The sequence below is a fragment of the Seohaeicola sp. genome, assembly GCF_048006315.1.
GTDB lineage: Bacteria > Pseudomonadota > Alphaproteobacteria > Rhodobacterales > Rhodobacteraceae > Seohaeicola.
Window position 1 is genome coordinate 3,633,826 of sequence record NZ_CP180350.1, and the last position, 19,803, is coordinate 3,653,628.

The window sequence follows — 19,803 nt, forward strand, 5'->3', positions numbered from 1 at the left end:
TATTCCAAGGGATAGGATCGGCGCCCACCGTTTTGACCCATCCAATTCGCAAAGCCACCCGATCAGGATACCCCGCGCAAGACCAGGTTAGGGTTGCCACAATTTGTCCTTAATCATTCGGCTAGTTTCGATAGCTAGAAAAATGTCGTATGAGTCCTAAGGCATATTTCCGATGCGGAGTACCAATAGCAGACCTTTTTTCTGACATATTTCAGCGTTTGACAGCCTGGGGGGGTGACATGTTTGAACGCGATGCCATTTACGCGAGGCCCAAGAACAACCTGAGCGGTTCTACCGATATCTTCGTATTTGTCGGTAGTGCGCTGGCGTTTCCAAACTCGATCCTGCGCATGACCGAGCAGGAGGCGGGCGGAGCACATGCCCTGCGGGTCGAAACGCTGCGCGATCTTCTGTCGTTCAGCCGGACATCGGCGCTGCCGGTGAAGAAGGTGTTTTTCGATGACCGTCTGGCACCGGAGGTCTTTCGCAAGATCACGTCCTTCAAGGCCGATCTGCCGGATGCGGGCTGGATCCTGGCCTATCGGGATCCGGCTGTGGCGCGGCATCTTCTGGGCCAGCGCGGGCAGAAACCGGCATTGGCCGATGTGCTGCTCTTGCCGATGACGCTGCCGATCTGTCCCTGGTCCGCGATGCTGCGGCTGGTGCTGGCGGGGCAGCTTCTTGCCGCGGGCGACCTGATTTCACCGGCACCCGCCGGTGACATGCCGTTCATGACCGATGCGGCAGACACCGCAGAGGCAGCACAGGATGGCGCGATGGATGCGTCGCCCATGTCAGTAAAGGTCCCTTCCCAAGCTGAAGGCGCCGACGATGCCTCTGATCCGCGCCTGACACCACGCGAGGAGGAGGTGCTTGCCCTTGTCTCGCAGGGGGGGCGCAACAAGACCATCGCGCACAAGATGTCCCTGTCGGAACATACCGTGAAGCTGCATCTGCACAATGCGATCACCAAGATCGGCGCGCGCAACCGCACGGAGGCCGCCAACTGGTACCTCTCGCGCCATTGGGGAGAGGGGCGGGGAGAGGGGCGATGAGCGCGCAAAAGCCGATAAGCTCAGATGCACAACGCGCTGATTTTGATGAATTCCTGCTGCTGATCGGGCGGTTGAACTATACCTGGACCAACACCGAAAGCCTGCTTTTGCACCTGATTGCCGGGCTGTCCGGTACCACCAAGGATGTGGCGGTCGTGATCTTCCTGACGCTGAACACGACCCGCGCCAGGGTGGATCTGGTCGAAAGACTGGCCAAGATGGATCACCAGAAGCCCGAGGAACGCGATGCGGTGCTGCGGCTGACCCGTGACCTGATGAAACTGTCAGGTGCCCGAAACCGCTTCAACCATTGCATCTATGCCTTTGACCCTGAAGGCGGGCCACCCCGTTCCATCCTCATGCGGATCGCCGATCGCAAGGACGGTATCCGCATGGGGCAGGCGCTGGATCTGGATGCGGCCGCCGTGGACAGTATCGCCAGGTCCATTGCCGATCTCACGCTGGTGAACCGCGATATCTGGGCGCATATCTCGCGCTATGGCTACCCTGCCTGAAACGGCCTGACCGTTCAGGCAGTGGCGCGGTTGGCCATGGTGTCGTCATGCGCGGCGACAAGCGGCCGGATCGCGACCCGGGCTTGCAGCCTTGCGGCCAGCAGATAGATGCCCGCGATCTTGCGATGCAGGAACAAGGTGCCCTCGGGCGGGGTCTGCGCCATGTCGGGGTCTTGTCCCAGCGCAAGGCCCATGGCGTTCAACCGCAGGGCGAGGTCAGATCCGGCAAAGTCGAAAGGCGCGTTGTCGCGCAGCGGTGTCATCGCCGTGTCGAACATGTCGAGGATGCGCGCCCGCAGGGATGCGGGGGTGGTCCTGTCGATATAGCCCAGTGCGGTCAGCGCCGCGTCCGCCGCCGCGCGATCCTGCGCCAGACCCGCCTGCAGCAGGGTGCGGAACCCTTCGACCTGTTGCGGGGCAAAGCGGGTGACCGCGCCGAAATCCAGCAGGACGATCCGCCCCGTGCCTGGGTCGTAGCGGAAGTTCGCGAGGTTCGGATCGGTCTGCATGGTCTTGAAGTCAAACAGTTCCTGCAGCAGCAGGCCGATCAGATGCGCGGCGACCCTGTCGCGCAGCGCCTGGGGTTCGGACAGCAGCGCCTCAAGCGGTTGACTGTCCAGCCATGTCATCGCCAGCACATGCGGCGTGCTCAGATCGGGGTGCAGTTCCGGCAGGCGAAAGACCTGTGACCCGGCCAGCAAGCGATTGAAATCCGTCAGGTTGCGCGCCTCGGCGGTGTAATCGACCTCGGCATGCAGCTGGCTGCGCAACTCTTCCAGCATGGGTGCGATATCCAGCCCGCGCGGCAGCAGACCGGGCAGGCGCAGCAGGGTGCCAAGGTTGGCGATGTCGCTGTCGATACTGTCCGCAACGCCGGGGTATTGCACCTTGATCGCCAGCTCCTGCCCGTCATGCGTGCGGGCGCGATGCACCTGCCCGATCGAGGCGGCGGCGAAGGGGCGCACGTCGAACCGGCTGAAGCGGCGGCGCCAGTCGCGGCCCCATTGCGCATCCAGCACATCGCGCAGCTGCGCGGGTGGCATGTGATGCGCCTCGTCGCGCAGGGCGGCCAGGATCGTCGTCATCTCGGGCGGCAGCACAAGGCCGGGGTCCATCGACAGCATCTGGCCCAGTTTCATGGCAGCGCCCCGCATCACCCGTAGATCGCGCGTCACGCGGGTGGCGGTTTGCGGTGTCAGGATCATCTGCTGCATGCGTGGGCGCTGACCCTGCGCCAGCTGGCGCAGGCCCGCCGCCGCCATGTCGCCGACCAGCCCCGTGGTCATCCCGCCCATGCGCAGCAATCGCCCGATGCGGCCGCCGGGCAGGGCGACAGCGTCGCGATCCTGATCGTGCTGGGACATGGCTCGTGCTCCGTCATCCTGCTGTCAGGGGCAAGATGGGGCAAAGGCTGCGCGTGACCAGTGCAGGTCCGCGCTTATGTGGCGGCGTTCCAGACCGTGCGCCCGCCGCAGATGGTGCGGGCCACACAAAGGGTGGCGATGCGGTCCGGCGCCGCGGCCTCGATATCGCCATCCAGCAGCACAAGATCGGCAAGGTAGCCGGGGCGCAGCATGCCCTTGCGGTCCTCGGTATGTTCGGCATAGGCGCCACCGATCGTATAGGCGGCCAGCACCTGGTGCAGGGTCAGCCGTTCGTCCTGCGCGCCCTCATAGGGTTGGCGGGTCAGGGCGGCCTGGATGCTGCGCAGCGGGTTGATGTCGGCCACCGGCCAGTCCGAGGCAAAGACGATCCGCGCGCCCGCCTCGGCCAGGGTGCGTGTCAGGAAGGCGTCTTTCCAGCGGGTGCGACCGATCTTGTCGAGCGACGGAAAGGGTGGAAAATCCATCGCGCCCGGCACATGCGAGGGCTGGACCGATGCGATCACACCCAATTCCGCAAGGCGCGGCACATCGGCCCGGTCGATCAGTTCGATATGTTCGATCCTGTGGCGGGCGTCGCGCGGGCCATTGGCGCTGCGGGCCGCGGCATAGCCGTCCAGCACCCGGCGCACCGCGCCGTCCCCGATGGCATGGACCGCGATCTGCAGGCCGCGACGGTCGGCCTCGATGCAGATCTCGGCAAAGCGGTCAGCCTCGTGCAGCGGATCGCCGCGCCAGCCGGGTTGGTCGGGATAGTCGTTCAGCATCACGGCCGTGCCGCTGTCGATCACCCCGTCCATGAACATCTTGACGAAGCCCGATGACAGCCAGTCATCGCTGTAATCGCGGGTCATCGCGCTGGCTTCGGCCAGATCGGCGGGGCTGCGGGTATTGCGATAGTGGAAGGGCACGCGCACCCGTGCGGTCAGCCGGCCCTGCTGGCGCAGGGTGTCCAGAACCTGCAGCGTGTAGCGATTGCCGTCCATGTTCACCAGGCTGGTGAACCCGTGCCGCGCGCAATGGGCAAGGCCCGCCAGCATCGCGGGCAGGTCGGCCATCATGTCGTCCTGCGTGGGCGCGGGCAAGGGATCAAAGCCGGTGGCGATGCCCGCCATGATCCGGTGCTCGCCCGCCACGCGCAGGACGGGGGCCATCGCCTCGAATTCGCGCAGCTCGCCTGTGGCCAGGCCATCCGCGCCCATCACCACCTCGTTGCCGGGGCCGACGGTGGCGCCCTGCAGGATGCCCGCCTCGGTCAGGGCAGCCGTATTGGCCCAGCCGGTGTGATGATCCGCGGCCACAAGGATGATCGGTCGGTCCGGCAGGATCGCGTCAAGGTCATGGCGGGTCAGCGCGCGGCCATAGATGGCATAATCGCAGCCCTGTCCCACGATCACCCGCCGCTGAGGGGTGGTGTGGGCATAGTCCCGGATGGCATGGCCCAGTTGGTCCGGGCCTTCCACGCCCAGAAGCTGAAGATGCGACAGTTCGGACCCGCCCATGAACAGGTGCAGGTGGCTTTCGATGAAACCCGGCAGCAGGCTTGCGCCGCCCGCGTCGATCACCGTGCAGTCGGCACCTGCAAGCGCCGCGATGTCCGCGGTCGATCCCAACGCAAGGATGCGGTCATGGCGCAGGGCTACCGCCTCGGCCCTCGGGTGGTCCGGGTCCATGGTCAGGATGCGGGCATTGGTGATGATCGTCGTGGCGCGGGTGGGCATGGCGGGGGTCTTTCCAAAGCAGCGTTGCCGCAGCCTAGCCCGCGCCATGGGGCCTGTCCAAGCGTGTCTTGCGGCATGCCCCGGTCCTTTCCCAAGTGTTAACCCCCCGCACGCCCGATTCAGGCGGTCTTGACCCTTTCGGCCCTATCCATCGGCCCCCGCATCCAGCCCCAAGGAGGCCCCATGTCGGACAATTCGCCCCGGCTCGATCTGCCGTTCATCCTGCCGTCGCAAGCGCAGAAGCATGTCACCCATAACGAGGCGCTGCGGCTGCTGGATGCCCTGGTGCAGCTGGCGGTCGAAGGGTTCGGCGCCGTCACGCCGCCCGCGCAGCCCGCCCAGGGCGAGGTCTGGGCCATCGGTGCCGGGGCCGGTGGCGCCTGGGGGGGGCAAGATGGTGCTCTGGCGGTCTTTTCCGGCAATGGCTGGATCTTCCGCAACCCGCGCCCCGGCTGGATCGCCACGCTGGCCGGTTCCGCCGAGTTGCGGGTCTGGGATGGCGCGGATTGGGTCGTGCCGGGTCTGGCGGGCCTCGAGAACCTTGCAGGGCTCGGGATCAACACCACCTCGGACGCGACCAACCGTCTTGCCGTGGCCGCGCCCGCGACATTGTTGACCCATGACGGGGATGACCACCGGCTGGTGGTCAACAAGGCGGCGGCGGGTGATACGGCCTCGCTTCTGTGGCAGAGCGGCTGGTCGGGCCGGGCCGAGCTTGGGCTGGCGGGGGATGATGACCTGCATGTCAAGGTCAGCGCCGATGGGGCCAGCTGGACCGAGGCGATGGTCATCGACGCCAGCAGCGGGCAGGCCAGCTTTCCGGCCGGGATCAGCGGTGTCCCCGAGCAGCTAAGCGCCAACCGGACATATTTCGTGCGGCTGGACGGCAGCGATGCCAATGACGGGTTGACGGATTCCGCAGCCGGGGCCTTTCGGACGGTACAGCGGGCGGTCGACATGGCGGCGGGGCTTTATTGCGGGCCCTTCGCGGTGACGGTGCGCATCGGTGCGGGCAGTTTTGCCGAAGGCGCGCGGCTTTTCGTGCCGGGCAATGGCAACCTGCGCCTGACGCTTGAAGGGGCGGGGGCGGGCGCCACCACGATTTCGGGGACGACCTATGGCGTACAGGTGTCGGGCCCCTGCGACCTGACCCTGCGCGAACTGCGGATCGCCGGGGCAAGTGTCACGCTATGGGCGCGCTACGGCGCGCGGGTGAACCTGCGCGGCACGGTCGAGCTTGGCACCGGCACGGCCCGCCTGATCGGCGCCGACAATGCCGCCTATGTCGAGGTGCTGTCCTGCACCCTGCGGCTTGGCGTGACGGGCAGCGCGCATTTTCTCTTCAGCACGGCGGGCGGGCATATCTACCTGGGCAGCGGCGTCAGCGTGGTGACGACGGCCCCCGTGACATTCAACGCCACGGTCTATGCCGGATTGAACGGGATCGCGCAGATCGTGGGCTCTCAGGTCGCGTGGAACGAGGCGGCCGGTGCGATCCAGGGTACGCGCTACGTTGCAACGGGCAATGGCGTGATCAACACGGTGGGGGCAGGGCCTTCGTACATTCCCGGCACCGTTGCGGGGACAGTGATCGAGGGGGGGCGCTACCTCTAGCCGGGGGTGGCCGCGCGCTTGCACTTGACCAAGGCCCGCCCTGGCCGCGATGCTGCGGTCGGGGCAGAGGGCGGGCCCATGACATGGCATTCACGTTGCGACAGCTGCAATTCTTCATCGCCGCCGCCGAACAGGGGTCGGTGACGGGGGCGGCGCGCGTGCTGTCGATCTCGCAATCCTCGGTGACCGAGGCGATTCGCGCGCTGGAGGACGATCTGGGCGTGACCCTGTTTGAGCGTCAGGCGCGCGGGCTTGAGATCACGCATCTGGGCAGCCAGTTCCTGCGCCACGCCCAGCAGATCCTTGCCGATGTGTCGAATGCGCGGCATGCCTTCCGGGGGCAGGCTGACCAGGAAGGCGGGCGGCTGGCGCTGGGCGTCACCTCGCTTGTGGCGGGCTATGTGCTGTCCGATATCCTGTCGCGCTTTCGCCGCGCGCATCCCCGGGTCGAGCTGAACGTGATCGAGGATAGCGGCGAATACCTGCAACACCTGCTGATCGGCGGCGAGCTGGATGTGGCGGTTCTGCTGACATCTTCGGTGCATGACCGCATGGCCCTGAACGTCGAGACGCTTCTGGTGTCGCCCTACCGGCTGTGGCTGCCGCTGGGCCATCCGCTGGGGCAGGCGGATGCAATTTCGCTGGAGCAGCTGACCGAGGTGCCGCTGATCCAGCTGATGGTCGACGAGATCGAGGAAAGCATGCGGCAGCTGATGGCGGCGCTGGCGGTCAAGCCGACCATCGCCTTTCGCACCCGGTCGGTCGAGGCCGTGCGCAGCCTTGTCGCCACGGGGGCGGGCCTCGCGATCCTGCCGGGGCTGGTCTATCGCCCATGGTCGCTGGAAGGCGACCGAATCGAGATTAGGGACGTGTCGGGCGACCTGCCCACCGTACAGGTTGGCCTTGCCTGGCGGCGGGGTGCCCCACTCAGTCCGCAAGCCCGGAATTTCATCAGAGTGGCGCAATCCACCTTGCCGGGCCGCTAGACCGCGCCCCTTTGCTATCATCCGATATTCACTTGAAAACCCCGGTTCGGGCCATCGCGGCGGCGAGGTATCGGAAAAACCGATGGATCGCTTCTGGATTTTGATATTGCGAAGCAACCCCCTCTCCATACCCTGACCGCAATGAAGGACCGGCCCGCGCAAGGGGCGGCGTAACGTGAAGCACCGACATGGAGAGCACTGGAATGAAACATCTCAGACTGATGGGAACCACGGCATTGGCGGCCATGCTGGGCGTGATGCCAGCGGTGGCGCAGATCGCCGCACTGGGCACACCCGAGGGCAAGCTGAACATCGTCGCCTGGCCCGGCTATATCGAGCGCGGCGAGACGATGGCCGAATTCGACTGGGTCACCAAGTTCGAAGAGGCAACGGGCTGCATGGTGCAGGTCAAGACCGCCAACACCTCGGACGAAATGGTGGCGCTGATGAACGAAGGCGGGTTCGACCTTGTCACCGCCTCGGGCGACGCGTCCTTGCGGCTGGTGGCCGGGCAGCGCGTGCAGCCGATCAACCTGTCGCTGATCCCGTCCTGGGGCACGGTCGATGACCGGCTGAAGGACGCACCGTGGTACGTGGTCGACGGGGTGCATTACGGCGTGCCCTACCAGTGGGGGCCGAACGTGCTGATGTACAATACCGAAGTGTTCGGTGACAGCCCGCCCACGTCCTGGAACGTGGTGTTCGAGGAAATGGACCTGCCCGATGGCAAGACCAACAAGGGCCGCGTGCAGGCCTATGACGGCCCGATCCATATCGCGGATGCGGCGCAATACCTGATGTTCCACAAGCCCGAGCTTGGCATCACCTCGCCCTACGAACTGAACCAGGAACAGTATGATGCGGCGCTGGATGTTCTGCGCGTGCAGCGCACCCTGACGGCGCGCTATTGGCATGACGCCTTCATCCAGATGGACGACTTCCGCAATGAAGGCATGGCGGCATCGGGCACATGGCCCTTCCAGGTGAACCTGCTGCAGGCCGACGGCGTGCCGGTGGCCAGCGTGATCCCGCAGGAAGGGGCGACCGGCTGGGCCGATACATCCATGCTGCATGTGAACGCCGAGAACACGACCTGCGCCTATCTGTGGATGGAGCATACGCTGGCATCCAACCTGCAGGCCGATCTGTCGGTCTGGTTCGGGGCCAACCCGGTTGTGCCGGCCGCCTGCACCGACGGGCGCGGCATGCAGACCGCCGAGGGCTGCACCAAGAACGGTTTCGACGATTTCGAACGGATCCGCTTCTGGACCACGCCTGTCACCAAATGCGAAAGCCAGGGCGAATGCGTGCCCTATTATCGCTGGGTCTCCGACTACATCGGCGTGATCGGCGGCCGCTGACGCCAGACTTATCACCACTTGCGAAACGGCACCCCCGCGCAAGCGGGGGGCGCCCCCTGTCTGACCCGGAAGATCCCATGCCCGCAGCTGTCGAATTCCTGAACGTGTCGCGCCATTTCGGATCGGTCCGGGCGGTCGATGGTGTCGATCTGAGCATCGCGGAAGGCACGTTCTTTGCGATGCTGGGGCCGTCGGGATCGGGCAAGACCACCTGCCTGCGGCTGATTTCCGGGTTCGAGCAGCCTACGGGCGGCATGATCCGCATCTTCGGGCAGGATTGCAGCGATGTGCCGCCCAACCGGCGCAACGTGAATACCGTCTTTCAGGACTACGCGCTGTTTCCGCACATGAACGTGCGCGACAACGTGGCCTACGGGCTGATGGTCAAGGGTGTGGACAAGCGCACGCGGCATGACCGGGCCGAGGAATTGCTGGCGCTGGTCAAGCTGGAAGGCTACGGCGGCCGCAAACCGGGCGAGTTGTCGGGCGGGCAGCGGCAGCGCGTGGCGCTGGCGCGCGCGCTGATCAACGAGCCGCGCGTCCTGCTGCTGGACGAACCCCTGGGCGCGCTGGACCTCAAGCTGCGCGAGGCGATGCAGGACGAGTTGAAAGCCCTGCAACAGCGTCTGGGCATCACCTTTGTCTTCGTCACCCATGACCAGGGCGAGGCGCTGTCGATGGCCGATCAGGTCGCGGTCTTTTCCGAAGGCAGGATCGCGCAGATCGGGACGCCTGCCGAAATCTATGAAAAACCACGGACGCGATTTGTTGCCGATTTCGTCGGGTCGTCGAATGTGCTGAGCGCCGAGATGGCCGCCAGTTTCGGCGCGCCCCCCCGTCCCGTCAGCCTGCGCCCGGAATCGGTGCGCATCGTCGATGACGGCGCGCGGATACGCGGGCAGGTGATCGCCCTGCGCTATCTTGGGGCCGGTACCCGCGTCGTCGTGGCGGCGCCGGGCGGCGAGATTTCGGTCTTTCTGCCCAAGGGCAGCTCGGTACCCGAACAGGGGCGCGAGGTTGGCCTGGCCTGGGATGATCAAGCCATGCACGTGATGGAGCAGGGCTGATGACGCTGGCCGCGCAACCATCGGATCGGACCCCGGCCACCCCTTCGGCGATCCTGCCCGAACGTGGGGCAGGCGACAGGGTGTCTGCGCTGCTGTGGCGGCATCCAAACCTGTTGCTGGCCGCACTTCTGATCCTGCCGCTGGGCTGGCTGGTCGTGGTCTACCTTGGCTCGCTCTCGGCGCTGCTGCTGCAAAGCTTTTATTCGATCGACGAATTCTCGGGGCAGATCCGGCGGGAATTCACGCTGTCCACCTATGCCGAGCTGTTCCGCCCGGCCAACCTGGACATCATCATCCGCACGGTTGCCATGTCCGCCGCCGTGACGCTGGGGGCGGTGGTCATCGCCTTTCCCATCGCCTATTTCGCGGCCCGCTATGCCAAGGGGCACTGGAAGGCGCTGTTCTACCTGGGCGTGATGCTGCCCCTGTGGTCGTCCTACCTGGTCAAGGTCTATGCCTGGAAGCTGATCCTGGCGCGCGAGGGGATCATCACATGGGCCACGGACGGGATCGGGGCCTCGGCGGTGCTGAACGGTATTCTGGCCTTGCCGGTGATCGGGGGCACGTCGCTATCGACCAGCTATATCGGGACTTGGCTTGTATTTCTCTACGTCTGGCTGCCCTACATGATCCTGCCGATGCAGGCCTCGCTGGAACGGGTGCCGCAATCCATGCTCGAGGCCTCGGCCGATCTGGGGGCCAGCCGCTGGCAGACGATGCGCACGGTGATCTTTCCGCTGGCGCTGCCGGGGATCATCGCGGGGTCGATCTTTACCTTCTCGCTGACGATGGGGGATTACATCATCCCGCAGATCGTCGGATCGTCGCGCCGTTTCATCGGGCAGGCGGTCTATCAGTTGCAGGGCACGGCGGGGAACATTCCGCTGGCGGCGGCCTTTGCGGTGGTGCCCATCGTGATCATGCTGATCTATCTGACCATCGCGCGGCGCAAGGGGGCATTCGATGCGCTCTGACAGCCGCCCGCCCCTGATCCTGACCGTTGGTGCCATTGCGGGGCTCTTGTTCCTGCACCTGCCGATCCTGCTGATCTTTCTTTATGCCTTCACGACGGATGAACGCACCTATCAGTTCCCGCCACCGGGACTGACCACGCAATGGTTCGCCGTGGCGTGGAACCGCGCCGACATCTGGCCGCCGCTGTACCTGTCGCTGAAGGTGGCGGCGCTGTCGACGGTGATGGCGCTGATCCTTGGCACGCTCTGCGCGGCCGCCATGGCAAGGACGCGGTTCTTCGGGCGCGACCAGATCAGCCTGCTGATCATCCTGCCCATCGCGCTGCCCGGCATCATCACAGGCATGTCGCTGCGGTCGGCCTTTTCGATCATGGATATCCCGTTTTCGACCTGGACGATCCTGATGGGGCACGCGACCTTCTGCATCGTGATCGTGTTCAACAACGCGGTCGCGCGGTTCCGGCGGCTGTCGGGCTCCATCGTCGAGGCCTCGATGGATCTGGGCGCGAACGGCTTTCAGACCTTTCGGCATGTGATCCTGCCCAACCTCGGCTCGGCGCTGCTGGCGGGCGGGATGCTGGCCTTCGCGCTGTCCTTCGACGAGGTGATCGTGACCACCTTCACCGCGGGCCAGCAAAGCACCCTGCCGATCTGGATGCTGAACGAGCTGGTGCGCCCGCGCCAGCGCCCCGTGACGAACGTGGTGGCGATCGTGGTCTTCGTGACCACCTTCGTGCCGATCCTCATCGCCTATTACCTGACGCGCGGCGGATCCGAGACCGCCGGCGGCGGGAAATGACCCGCATATGACCCAAGGGAGGTTACCACATGGGCAATATTGATACGGACCTGCTGATCGGTGACCGGTTCGAACCGGGACAGGATGCAGCGGAACCCATCCTTGATCCGCGCACCGGCGCGCTGATCCTTGAAGTGGCCGAGGCCAGCACCGCGCAGGTGGATCGCGCCGTGGCCGCCGCGCGCCGGGCCTTCGCGACATGGTCGCGCACCACGCCCGCCGAACGCGCGTCCGTGCTCTTGCGCATCGCCGACCGGGTCGAGGCCGAGGCCGAAGGTTTCGCCGCCCTCGAGGCGCTGAACTGCGGCAAGCCGATCAACGCCGCGCGCAACGATGAAATCCCCGCCATCGTGGATTGCTACCGCTTTTTCGCGGGTGCGGTGCGCTGTCAGACCGGCGCGATCGCGGGCGAATACATGGAAGGGCATACCAGCATGATCCGGCGCGATCCCATCGGGGTCGTGGCAAGCATCGCGCCATGGAACTATCCGCTGATGATGATGGCCTGGAAACTGGCCCCGGCCATCGCGGGCGGCAACACGGTGGTGTTCAAACCATCCGAACAGACGCCGCTGACCGCGCTGAAGATGGCAAGGATCCTGTCCGAGGAACTGCCCGAAGGGGTCGTGAACATCCTGCCGGGGCGCGGGCATACGGTGGGCAACTACCTGATCAACCATCCGCAGGTGGACATGATCAGCCTGACGGGGGATGTGGCGACCGGCAAGAAGATGCTGGATGCCGCCGCCAAGACGGTCAAGCGCACCCATCTGGAACTGGGCGGCAAGGCCCCCGTGGTGGTGTTCGACGACGCCGATGTGTCCGAGGTGGTCGAAGGGCTGCGCGCCTTCGGCTTCTACAATGCCGGGCAGGATTGCACCGCCGCCTGCCGCATCTATGCGGGCCGCAAGGTCTATGACCGGCTGGTGGCCGATCTGACCGATGCCGTCGCCTCGATCCAGCTGGGCAATGCCGACGACACCACGAACGAGATCGGCCCCCTGATCAGCCTGCGCCAGCGCGACCGGGTGGCCAGTTTCGTCAACCGCGCGCGCGAGATGAACCACATCCAGGTCACCACGGGCGGCGAGGCGATGGACCAGGGCTTCTACTATCGTCCCACGGTCGTGGCAGGCGCCACGCAGGCCGATGAAATCGTGCGGCGCGAGGTGTTCGGCCCCGTCGTGTCGATCACACCCTTCACAGATGTGGACGAGGCCGTGGCCTGGGCCAATGACAGCGACTATGGCCTGGCCTCATCGGTCTGGACCAAGGATGTGGGCCGCGCAATGGCGACAGCGGCGCGGCTGCGCTATGGCTGCACCTGGATCAACACGCATTTCATGCTGGTGAACGAGATGCCCCATGGCGGGATAAAGCAATCCGGCTATGGCAAGGACATGTCCGCCTATGCGCTGGAGGATTACACCTTCGTGCGCCACGTGATGATCAAGCACGGCTGACCATGTCACGCCAAGGTCGCCGCGGGCTCTGTCCCTCCTCGAGGGGCAGGGCCGTGCCGGGCGTTCTGCCTGACGGGGCGGTGGCGAATCCGGCAGCGACTGGCCTGCTTCTTGCGGCGATCCTTCCGCGTAGCCCGGGGTAATACGCCGGAGGTGTCGGTATTTTCCGATCCGGCCAAAAACATGCCATAATTGGAATATATTTGATCTCCCTGAGCGCGCAGATAACTCGAGGAAGGATCAAAATGAAAAAGATCGCACTGGCCTTTGCACTTGTATCGGTGGTGGCATCGCCTGCTGTCGCGGCACATAACAACCCGTGGGCGACGACGCAGGACACCATCCTGGGCAAGAAGCACGACGAGAACCAGGAGAAGAGTGTCGGAAAGCCTGGTCATGACCAGATGCAGGGCACAATGGCCCAGAAAGGCAGCGGCACTGTGGGCGGCGGTTTTGGCGGAGTCGGACCCGCTGACGGAACCGGCCACGGCGGCGGTGCGGGCCATGGCGGCGGTGCGGGCCATGGCGGCGGTGCGGGCAACGGTGGCGGCGGAGGCCATGGTGGCGGCGGTGCTGGCAACGGTGGCGGCGGAGGCCACGGTGGCGGTGCTGGCAACGGTGGCGGCGGCGGAGGCCATGGTGGCGGCAACGGTGCCTGAGCCAGGGGCATGATCTGACAGGTCAACAAGCGCCCGCAGTCTTATCTGCGGGCGTTTTTTGTCAGCAGGGTCCAAGACCCGTCTGCCTTGTCAGTCGCGACTGTCGCCCGGTTTCGCCGCGGCCTTCGGGCTGAAGGCGCAACGCTCGGGCTTGATGTCGATCAGCGGTGTGCCATCAAGGCAGTCGAGGCCGCGCACATGAAGGGTTCCGTTCTCGATCCGCAGCAGCTTGACCATGGAGGTGCCGATTGGGTTGGGCCGCACGGGTGAGCGCAGCGCAAAGGTGCCGAAGGTCCGGCCATCGTGCTTGGGGCTTTGCCGGATCAGGTCGCGGCGGCTTCGGTCCAGCCAGTAAAGCACCTCGATCATCTCGTAGTCTTCCAGACCCGTCAGTGCATCATGCCATACGGGATCCAGCACCAGCCGGCATTCCGGCCCGTCCAGACGCCCCTGGCGCGGGCAATCCGCGCGATCGCGCCAAGGCGTCCGAATGGTGCCGATGAAGCGCAGCGTGGCGTCCGCAGCGGGCTCCAGCGCGACCTTGCGTTCGTTGGGGCGCAAACCTTCCGTGTCGGTCATGGGGTCTTCCGAAAATTATGCAGTCGAGGCTTCTTAGGCTGCCAGGCTTGGCTTGGCAATTTTCTTCTTTGAATGCGCGGAAAAGGGCCAGATCCGGCCTTGAAATTTCGCAACCAAGCTGCATACCTGCATTCAGGATGTAAATTATGCGCAGTTTGGGAAATTATGCAAAGCATGGGTGAGGCATTGGGGCTTGCCGTCGGGCTGGTGCTGTCAGGCGACGCGGACCTGCTGGAGATCGTGCTGCTGTCGCTGCGCGTGAGCCTGACCGCGACGGCCATAGCCTGCCTAGTCGGCCTGCTGATCGGCGCCCTTGTGGCCATCGGCCGGTTTCGGGGCCGGAACGCCGTGCTGATCCTGATGAATGCGCTGATGGGGCTGCCGCCGGTCGTGGTCGGGCTGCTGGTCTATCTGCATCTGTCCCGTTCGGGTCCCTTGGGTTTTCTGGGGCTGCTTTACACCCCGACGGCGATGATCATCGCCCAGGCGATCCTGATCACGCCCATCATCGCCGCGCTGTCGCGTCAGGTGCTCGAGGATCTGCACGCCGAATATGCCGAGCAGTTCCGCTCGCTTTGCCTGACCCGGTGGCAGACGGTTCAGGCGCTGCTGTGGGATGCGCGCTATTCGCTGCTGACGGTCGGGCTTGCGGGGTTCGGCCGTGCCGTGGCCGAGGTGGGCGCGGTGATCATCGTGGGCGGAAACATCGACCATCTGACGCGGGTGATGACCACGGCCATCGCGCTGGAGACATCCAGGGGCGATCTGGCCCTGGCCTTGGCGCTTGGCATCATCCTTCTGGTCATTGCCCTTGGCGTGAATGCGGCCGTGCAGGCCGTGCGCATGACCGCCGCGAGGCAGGCCTATGTCTGACGCGCCCGCCATGACATCGATGAACCTTGCCCTGGAAGGGCGCGCCGCGGCGTTGCTGCCGCTGACGGTGCGCGATCTGGTGTTGCGCGTTGACCGGGCCACGGTGCTGGACGGGGTGAACCTTGATCTGGGGGCCAGCGGCTGCACCATGATCATGGGGGCCAACGGTGCCGGAAAAAGCCTGTTGCTGAAACTGCTGCATGGCCTGATGCCGCCGACCTCGGGGCAGATCCGCTGGGGCGACCACGCGCCCTCTGCCGTGACCGCGCGACAGGCGCTGGTCTTTCAGAAGCCGGTGCTGCTGCGCCGTTCGGTGGCTGCGAACATCGACTTCGCGCTGAAGGCACGCGGCAAGGACATGGCGCGGCGGGAGGCCTTGCTGGATCATGTCGGCCTGTCCCACAAGGCCGATCAGCCCGCGCGTCTGCTGTCGGGTGGCGAGGCGCAGCGCCTGGCGCTGGCCCGTGCCCTGGCCACCGACCCCGAGGTGCTGTTCCTGGACGAGCCGACCGCCAGCCTTGATCCGGCATCCGTGCTGGCCATCGAGCGCATCGTCAGCGAGGCGCGTGGCCGCGGCGTTCGCATCATCTTCGTCACACATGACATCGGTCAGGCACGGCGCATGGCCGATGATGTCGTGTTCCTGCATCGCGGCCGGGTCGCCGAACACACCGCGGCCGCAAGCTTTTTTCCCGAACCGCACAGCGATGCCGCGCGGAATTACCTCAGCGGGACAATCGTCGTCTGACACCACAACACTTGAACAGGGAGAACTTCAACGTGCTGAAAACATCCATCATGGCATCTGCGGTCGCAGTACTTCTGGGCGGGGCCGCCTGGGCGCAGGACCAGTCGATCATCGTGCAATCGACCACGTCGACGGCGAACTCTGGTCTTTTCGACTACATGCTGCCGATCTTTCAGAAGGAAACCGGCATTCAGGTCAATGTGGTGGCCGTCGGTACCGGCCAGGCCATCAAGAACGCCGAGAACTGCGATGGCGATGTTCTTCTGGTGCATGCCAAGGCCTCGGAGGAAAAATTCGTCGCAGCGGGTTTCGGCACAATACGCACGGATCTCATGTACAATGATTTCGTGATCGTCGGACCTGCGACCGATCCGGCCGGCGTTGGCGGCATGCAGGATGTGCAGGGCGCCCTGGTGCAGATCGCCGAGAAGGGGGCCATGTTTGCCTCGCGCGGTGATGACAGCGGCACGCATAAAAAGGAAATGGCGCTTTGGGCCGATACCGGCGTCGATCCTCTTGGCGCCAGCGGCACATGGTACCGCGAGACCGGTTCGGGCATGGGGGCCACGCTGAACACCGGGATCGGCATGGGCGCCTATGTGCTGACGGATCGCGCAACCTGGATCAGCTTCGAAAACAAGCAGGATTACGTGATCCAGGTTCAGGGTGACGAGGACCTGTTCAACCAGTATGGCGTGATCCCGGTCAACCCGGCCAAATGCCCCTCGGTCAAGGCAGATGCCGCGCAGACCTTCGCCGACTGGCTTGTGTCGGATGAAGGCCAGGCGGTCATCGCGGGTTTCAAGATCGCCGATCAGCAGTTGTTCTTTCCAAACGCACCGCGGAATTGATAAGCTTGCCGGGGCGGCCTTGGCCGCCGCCCCGACACTTGGACCGGTGCCCGATGACAGACCTCTCCCTTCCCGATCACGAATATCTGACGGTCAAGGAACTGGCGGCGCTACTGCGTCTCAAGGAACGCAAGGTCTATGATCTTGCCGCATCCGGCGCGGTGCCATGCTCGAAGGCGACCGGAAAGCTTCTGTTCCCCGCAACGGAAATCAGGCAGTGGATCGAACAGGCCAAGTCAGGCGGCCTGTCCGCGCCGGGGGCGGTAGAGCGTCCTCCGATCGTGCTGGGCAGCCATGACCCGCTGCTGGACTGGGCCATCCGTCAGTCACGCTGCGGGCTGGCCACGTTCTTCGACGGCTCGCTTGACGGGTTGGGCCGCTTTGCCGCTGGCGAGGGCGTGGCAGCTGGCTTGCATATTCACGACGCCAAATCAGAGCAGTGGAATGTGCCCGCGGTATCCGATGCGGTCGGGCATCAGAACGCCGTCCTCATTTCCTTCGCGACCCGGCGCCGCGGGCTCGTGTTTCTGCCGGGGGCGGTCAAGCCGACCAGGCTGTCGGATCTGGCGGGCAGGCGCATGGTGCCTCGTCAGGCGGAATCTGGCACGGACAGGTTGTTTCGGGAACTGGCCGCAAGGGAAGGTCTGGACCTGTCGGACCTGTCCTTCGCCGAGGTGGCGCGCACCGAAGACGACGCGGTCGAAGCGGTTCGCCGGGGGGATGCCGATGTCACGTTCGGGTTGGAATCGGTGGCGCGCAGCTACGGCCTTGAATTCAGCCCCATCGTCGAAGAGCAATTCGCGCTGGTCGTGGACCGCAAGGCCTGGTTCGACGAACCGATGCAGAAGCTGATGGACTTCTGCGCGGGAAAACCATTCGCCAGCCGTGCCGCAGCATATGGCGGCTATGACACCAGGAACCTCGGAACCGTCATCTGGAACGCGTGATCCCGGCCGTGCCGCTTGCGCATCCGACAAGGCTGCAGGCCCGGTGGCGCGGCGCTGGTCCTGCCTTGCCGGTTCGGCGCATGGCCGGATGTCAGCCGTCCCAACAGCAGGGCCTGCCGATCCGCGCATGCGTCAATAGCTGTCTTACATCCGCGCAAAACGGGCTGCATGGCTCTGGATTTTCGGAAGAAGTGGCAGCCCGTAGGGGAATCGAACCCCTCTTTCCAGGTTGAAAACCTGGCGTCCTAACCGATAGACGAACGGGCCAAACCTTGGCGTGAAGCGGCTTTTAGGCAATGCAAATGGCGGGCGCAAGCGGAATTTTACGCTCTGGCCGAGATTCTTTTCGCAGCCCCGGATATGGTTGCATCCGGCTGTGTCGCGCGACTGGGCAAGTGGTCAGCGACCCGCGCGTGCGGCATCTTCCAGGCGCAGCTGGACACTCTGGCGGCCACCCCAGCGGTTGATTTCCAGCCGCCCGGCCAGATGGAAGCGCGCGCCGCCATGGGCCTCCAGCGCGGCACCAAGCGGTGTGTCATAGGCGCCGAACATGATCCCTTCCAGGCGCGCGCCCAGGCCATCACCGAATGTCAGTTTCAGGTGGCTGTCCCCGATCCGCTTGGCAAAGTGAATCGCCACATCGGCAAAGGCAAAACGCGGGGCAGGGGCGCCCGCGCCGAAGGGGCCCGCGGCCTCGATCCTGTCGATCAGTTCGACGGTCGCGGCACCGGGCATCAGCAGGCCGTCCAGCTTCAGGTCGGTCGGTCCCCCGATCCCGGCCCCCTGTTTGGCCAGCAGTTCGGCCAGACGCGCCATGGCCGGCTCCAGCCGGTCGCGCGCCACGGTCAGGCCCGCCGCCATCTTGTGCCCGCCACCCTTGATCAGAAGCCCTTCGGCGGCGACACGCTGGATGGCGGCGCCAAGGTCCACACCGGCGACCGAGCGTCCGGAACCCTTGCCCTCGTGCCCGTCCAGCCCGATCACCACGGCGGGGCGGCCCGTGGCCTCTTTCAGGCGGGCGGCGACGATGCCCACGACACCGGGGTGCCAGCCTTCGCCCGCGGCCCAGACCAGCGGCGCCTCCAGCCCGCGGGCCTCGGCCTGGGCCATGGCTTCGGCGCGCACGGCGGCTTCGATCTCGCGGCGTTCGGTGTTGAGCTGGTCCAGTTGCGCGGCCATCCGCTGGGCATCATGGGGGCTTTCGCAGGCCAGAAGACGCGCGCCCAGGTCTGCCTTGCCGATCCGGCCCCCGGCATTGACGCGCGGCCCCAGCAGAAAGCCCAGGTGATAGGTCGAGGGAGGGCCATCCATGCGCGCCACATCCGCCAGCGCCACAAGGCCGGGCCGCTCGCGCCGCGCCATCACGCGCAGGCCCTGCCGGACCAGCGCGCGGTTCACGCCGATAAGGGGCGCCACATCGGCCACGGTCGCGAGGGCGACAAGGTCCAGCAACGCCATCAGGTCGGGACCCTGGCGCGCGTTTTCGCGCAACTGCCTGTTGGCCTCGACCAGCATGAGGAAGACGACTGCCGCCGCGCAGAGATGGGCCAGATCGCCACTTTCGTCCTGCCGGTTCGGGTTGACCACGGCCAGCGCGGGGGGCAGGGTTTCGGCCCCAAGGTGATGGTCCAGCACCACCACATCCGCACCCTTGGCCGCTGCGATGGGGCCATGGGACAGCGTGCCGCAATCGACGCAGATGATCAGGTCGTGATCCTGCGCCAGCGCCGCCATCGCGGGCTCATTGGGGCCGTAGCCCTCGTCGATGCGGTCGGGCACGTAAAGCGTGGCGGCCAGCCCCATCTGGCGCAGCCAGAGGATCAGCAGCGCCGCCGAACTGCCGCCATCCACATCGTAATCGGCGAAGATCGCGATCCGTTCGCCTTTGCCCACGGCGGCCACGAAACGCGCCGCCGCCCGTTCCATGTCGCGCAGGGATCGCGGATCGGGCAACAGGTCGCGCAACTGCGGCTCGAGAAAGGCGGCGGCTTCCGATGCGTCCACACCGCGGCGTGCCAGCACCAGCGCCAGTGCATCGGGCAGGCCCGTCGCCTGCACGATGGCTTCGGCCTGACGGGTGATCTCGGTGCCCGGTCCCACCCAGCGCCGCCCGCCCAGCGATTCCGCAACCCCCAGGAAACTCATGCTCGCGCTCCCGTTTCTTCTTGCCCGAAATATCCTCGGGGGGAGGGCGCCAGAGGCGCACCGG

The 19,803-nt window shown here is 65.5% G+C and carries 18 protein-coding genes and 1 tRNA gene; 14 read left to right on the top strand and 5 right to left on the bottom strand.

The annotated features are described in order from the left end of the window. Nucleotides 1-239 precede the first annotated feature (239 nt). Nucleotides 240-1,055: a helix-turn-helix transcriptional regulator gene (locus ACMUJL_RS18000; RefSeq protein ID WP_375571980.1), complete on the top strand. Its 816-nt coding sequence runs from the start codon at nt 240-242 to the stop codon at nt 1,053-1,055. Next, nucleotides 1,052-1,570 carry a hypothetical protein gene (locus ACMUJL_RS18005; RefSeq protein WP_375571978.1) on the top strand — a complete coding sequence of 173 codons (519 nt, stop codon included), beginning with the start codon at nt 1,052-1,054 and terminating at the stop codon, nt 1,568-1,570. The genes ACMUJL_RS18000 and ACMUJL_RS18005 overlap by 4 nt, the downstream gene beginning before the upstream one ends. 14 nt (nt 1,571-1,584) lie before the next feature. Here the strand turns inward: ACMUJL_RS18005 and ACMUJL_RS18010 are convergent, their stop codons facing one another. Continuing rightward, nucleotides 1,585-2,934 (bottom strand): ABC1 kinase family protein, encoded by a 1,350-nt coding sequence (locus ACMUJL_RS18010; RefSeq protein ID WP_375571976.1) that lies wholly within the window; start codon nt 2,932-2,934, stop codon nt 1,585-1,587. A gap of 74 nt (nt 2,935-3,008) precedes the next feature. Then, nucleotides 3,009-4,673, bottom strand: a complete 1,665-nt coding sequence (locus tag ACMUJL_RS18015; RefSeq protein ID WP_375571974.1) for an amidohydrolase — start codon at nt 4,671-4,673, stop codon at nt 3,009-3,011. A 183-nt stretch (nt 4,674-4,856) separates the two neighbouring features. On the opposite strand from ACMUJL_RS18015, the gene ACMUJL_RS18020 reads away from it, so the two are divergent. The 8 genes from ACMUJL_RS18020 to ACMUJL_RS18055 all read left to right on the top strand — a co-directional run bounded on the left by ACMUJL_RS18020 (nt 4,857) and on the right by ACMUJL_RS18055 (nt 13,596). After that, complete coding sequence (locus tag ACMUJL_RS18020; RefSeq protein WP_068287023.1) at nt 4,857-6,287, top strand: DUF2793 domain-containing protein; 1,431 nt, start codon at nt 4,857-4,859, stop codon at nt 6,285-6,287. Nucleotides 6,288-6,370: 83 nt separating this feature from the next. Next, nucleotides 6,371-7,273 carry a LysR family transcriptional regulator gene (locus ACMUJL_RS18025; RefSeq protein WP_068287020.1) on the top strand — a complete coding sequence of 301 codons (903 nt, stop codon included), beginning with the start codon at nt 6,371-6,373 and terminating at the stop codon, nt 7,271-7,273. Nucleotides 7,274-7,476: 203 nt separating this feature from the next. Further along, entirely contained in the window at nt 7,477-8,634 is a 1,158-nt protein-coding gene (locus ACMUJL_RS18030) for an ABC transporter substrate-binding protein (RefSeq protein WP_375571971.1), read from the top strand. 77 nt (nt 8,635-8,711) lie between these two features. Further along, nucleotides 8,712-9,701: an ABC transporter ATP-binding protein gene (locus tag ACMUJL_RS18035; RefSeq protein WP_416914375.1), complete on the top strand. Its 990-nt coding sequence runs from the start codon at nt 8,712-8,714 to the stop codon at nt 9,699-9,701. Beyond that, nucleotides 9,701-10,675 carry an ABC transporter permease gene (locus ACMUJL_RS18040; protein WP_375571965.1) on the top strand — a complete coding sequence of 325 codons (975 nt, stop codon included), beginning with the start codon at nt 9,701-9,703 and terminating at the stop codon, nt 10,673-10,675. The genes ACMUJL_RS18035 and ACMUJL_RS18040 overlap by 1 nt, the downstream gene beginning before the upstream one ends. After that, nucleotides 10,665-11,474, top strand: coding sequence for an ABC transporter permease (locus tag ACMUJL_RS18045; RefSeq protein ID WP_068287009.1), 810 nt, complete (start codon nt 10,665-10,667; stop codon nt 11,472-11,474). The genes ACMUJL_RS18040 and ACMUJL_RS18045 overlap by 11 nt, the downstream gene beginning before the upstream one ends. A gap of 38 nt (nt 11,475-11,512) precedes the next feature. Further along, complete coding sequence (locus ACMUJL_RS18050) at nt 11,513-12,937, top strand: gamma-aminobutyraldehyde dehydrogenase (RefSeq protein WP_068287093.1); 1,425 nt, start codon at nt 11,513-11,515, stop codon at nt 12,935-12,937. Between the two features lie 245 nt (nt 12,938-13,182). Then, the gene (locus ACMUJL_RS18055; protein WP_375571963.1) at nt 13,183-13,596 is read left to right on the top strand and encodes a hypothetical protein; all 414 of its coding nucleotides are present in this window, start codon (nt 13,183-13,185) and stop codon (nt 13,594-13,596) included. Between the two features lie 90 nt (nt 13,597-13,686). Here the strand turns inward: ACMUJL_RS18055 and tsaA are convergent, their stop codons facing one another. Continuing rightward, nucleotides 13,687-14,175, bottom strand: coding sequence for a tRNA (N6-threonylcarbamoyladenosine(37)-N6)-methyltransferase TrmO (gene tsaA / locus ACMUJL_RS18060; protein WP_375571961.1), 489 nt, complete (start codon nt 14,173-14,175; stop codon nt 13,687-13,689). A 165-nt stretch (nt 14,176-14,340) separates the two neighbouring features. Here tsaA and ACMUJL_RS18065 point away from each other — a divergent pair, with 165 nt between their 5' ends. From ACMUJL_RS18065 to ACMUJL_RS18080, 4 genes are read left to right on the top strand one after another with little or no spacing between them, the layout of a single operon-like run. Further along, on the top strand, nt 14,341-15,048 hold the full coding sequence (locus ACMUJL_RS18065) for an ABC transporter permease (protein ID WP_375571959.1): 708 nt from the start codon (nt 14,341-14,343) through the stop codon (nt 15,046-15,048). Beyond that, nucleotides 15,041-15,796: an ATP-binding cassette domain-containing protein gene (locus ACMUJL_RS18070; protein ID WP_068286997.1), complete on the top strand. Its 756-nt coding sequence runs from the start codon at nt 15,041-15,043 to the stop codon at nt 15,794-15,796. The genes ACMUJL_RS18065 and ACMUJL_RS18070 overlap by 8 nt, the downstream gene beginning before the upstream one ends. A gap of 50 nt (nt 15,797-15,846) precedes the next feature. Next, nucleotides 15,847-16,647 carry a substrate-binding domain-containing protein gene (locus tag ACMUJL_RS18075; RefSeq protein WP_068287090.1) on the top strand — a complete coding sequence of 267 codons (801 nt, stop codon included), beginning with the start codon at nt 15,847-15,849 and terminating at the stop codon, nt 16,645-16,647. Nucleotides 16,648-16,700: 53 nt separating this feature from the next. After that, a complete protein-coding gene (locus ACMUJL_RS18080; RefSeq protein ID WP_375571956.1) occupies nt 16,701-17,594 on the top strand; it encodes a substrate-binding domain-containing protein in 894 nt (297 codons plus the stop codon). A gap of 192 nt (nt 17,595-17,786) precedes the next feature. Here ACMUJL_RS18080 and ACMUJL_RS18085 read toward each other — a convergent pair. Both ACMUJL_RS18085 and recJ read right to left on the bottom strand, forming a co-directional pair. Next, nucleotides 17,787-17,861 (bottom strand) — tRNA-Glu (locus ACMUJL_RS18085). A 132-nt stretch (nt 17,862-17,993) separates the two neighbouring features. Then, nucleotides 17,994-19,739, bottom strand: a complete 1,746-nt coding sequence (gene recJ, locus ACMUJL_RS18090; protein ID WP_375571954.1) for a single-stranded-DNA-specific exonuclease RecJ — start codon at nt 19,737-19,739, stop codon at nt 17,994-17,996. Nucleotides 19,740-19,803: the final 64 nt, after the last annotated feature.

What these genes read in the sequence shown, in the direction of transcription:
- ACMUJL_RS18045 (WP_068287009.1), top strand. Translation starts at nt 10,665, where the DNA reads ATGCGCTCTGACAGCCGCCCGCCCCTGATCCTGACCGTTGGTGCCATT.
- tsaA (WP_375571961.1), bottom strand. Translation starts at nt 14,175, where the DNA reads ATGACCGACACGGAAGGTTTGCGCCCCAACGAACGCAAGGTCGCGCTG.
- ACMUJL_RS18055 (WP_375571963.1), top strand. Translation starts at nt 13,183, where the DNA reads ATGAAAAAGATCGCACTGGCCTTTGCACTTGTATCGGTGGTGGCATCG.
- ACMUJL_RS18025 (WP_068287020.1), top strand. Translation starts at nt 6,371, where the DNA reads ATGGCATTCACGTTGCGACAGCTGCAATTCTTCATCGCCGCCGCCGAA.
- ACMUJL_RS18015 (WP_375571974.1), bottom strand. Translation starts at nt 4,673, where the DNA reads ATGCCCACCCGCGCCACGACGATCATCACCAATGCCCGCATCCTGACC.
- recJ (WP_375571954.1), bottom strand. Translation starts at nt 19,739, where the DNA reads ATGAGTTTCCTGGGGGTTGCGGAATCGCTGGGCGGGCGGCGCTGGGTG.
- ACMUJL_RS18035 (WP_416914375.1), top strand. Translation starts at nt 8,712, where the DNA reads ATGCCCGCAGCTGTCGAATTCCTGAACGTGTCGCGCCATTTCGGATCG.
- ACMUJL_RS18070 (WP_068286997.1), top strand. Translation starts at nt 15,041, where the DNA reads ATGTCTGACGCGCCCGCCATGACATCGATGAACCTTGCCCTGGAAGGG.
- ACMUJL_RS18030 (WP_375571971.1), top strand. Translation starts at nt 7,477, where the DNA reads ATGAAACATCTCAGACTGATGGGAACCACGGCATTGGCGGCCATGCTG.
- ACMUJL_RS18000 (WP_375571980.1), top strand. Translation starts at nt 240, where the DNA reads ATGTTTGAACGCGATGCCATTTACGCGAGGCCCAAGAACAACCTGAGC.
- ACMUJL_RS18020 (WP_068287023.1), top strand. Translation starts at nt 4,857, where the DNA reads ATGTCGGACAATTCGCCCCGGCTCGATCTGCCGTTCATCCTGCCGTCG.
- ACMUJL_RS18080 (WP_375571956.1), top strand. Translation starts at nt 16,701, where the DNA reads ATGACAGACCTCTCCCTTCCCGATCACGAATATCTGACGGTCAAGGAA.
- ACMUJL_RS18065 (WP_375571959.1), top strand. Translation starts at nt 14,341, where the DNA reads ATGCAAAGCATGGGTGAGGCATTGGGGCTTGCCGTCGGGCTGGTGCTG.
- ACMUJL_RS18010 (WP_375571976.1), bottom strand. Translation starts at nt 2,934, where the DNA reads ATGTCCCAGCACGATCAGGATCGCGACGCTGTCGCCCTGCCCGGCGGC.
- ACMUJL_RS18005 (WP_375571978.1), top strand. Translation starts at nt 1,052, where the DNA reads ATGAGCGCGCAAAAGCCGATAAGCTCAGATGCACAACGCGCTGATTTT.
- ACMUJL_RS18040 (WP_375571965.1), top strand. Translation starts at nt 9,701, where the DNA reads ATGACGCTGGCCGCGCAACCATCGGATCGGACCCCGGCCACCCCTTCG.
- ACMUJL_RS18075 (WP_068287090.1), top strand. Translation starts at nt 15,847, where the DNA reads ATGGCATCTGCGGTCGCAGTACTTCTGGGCGGGGCCGCCTGGGCGCAG.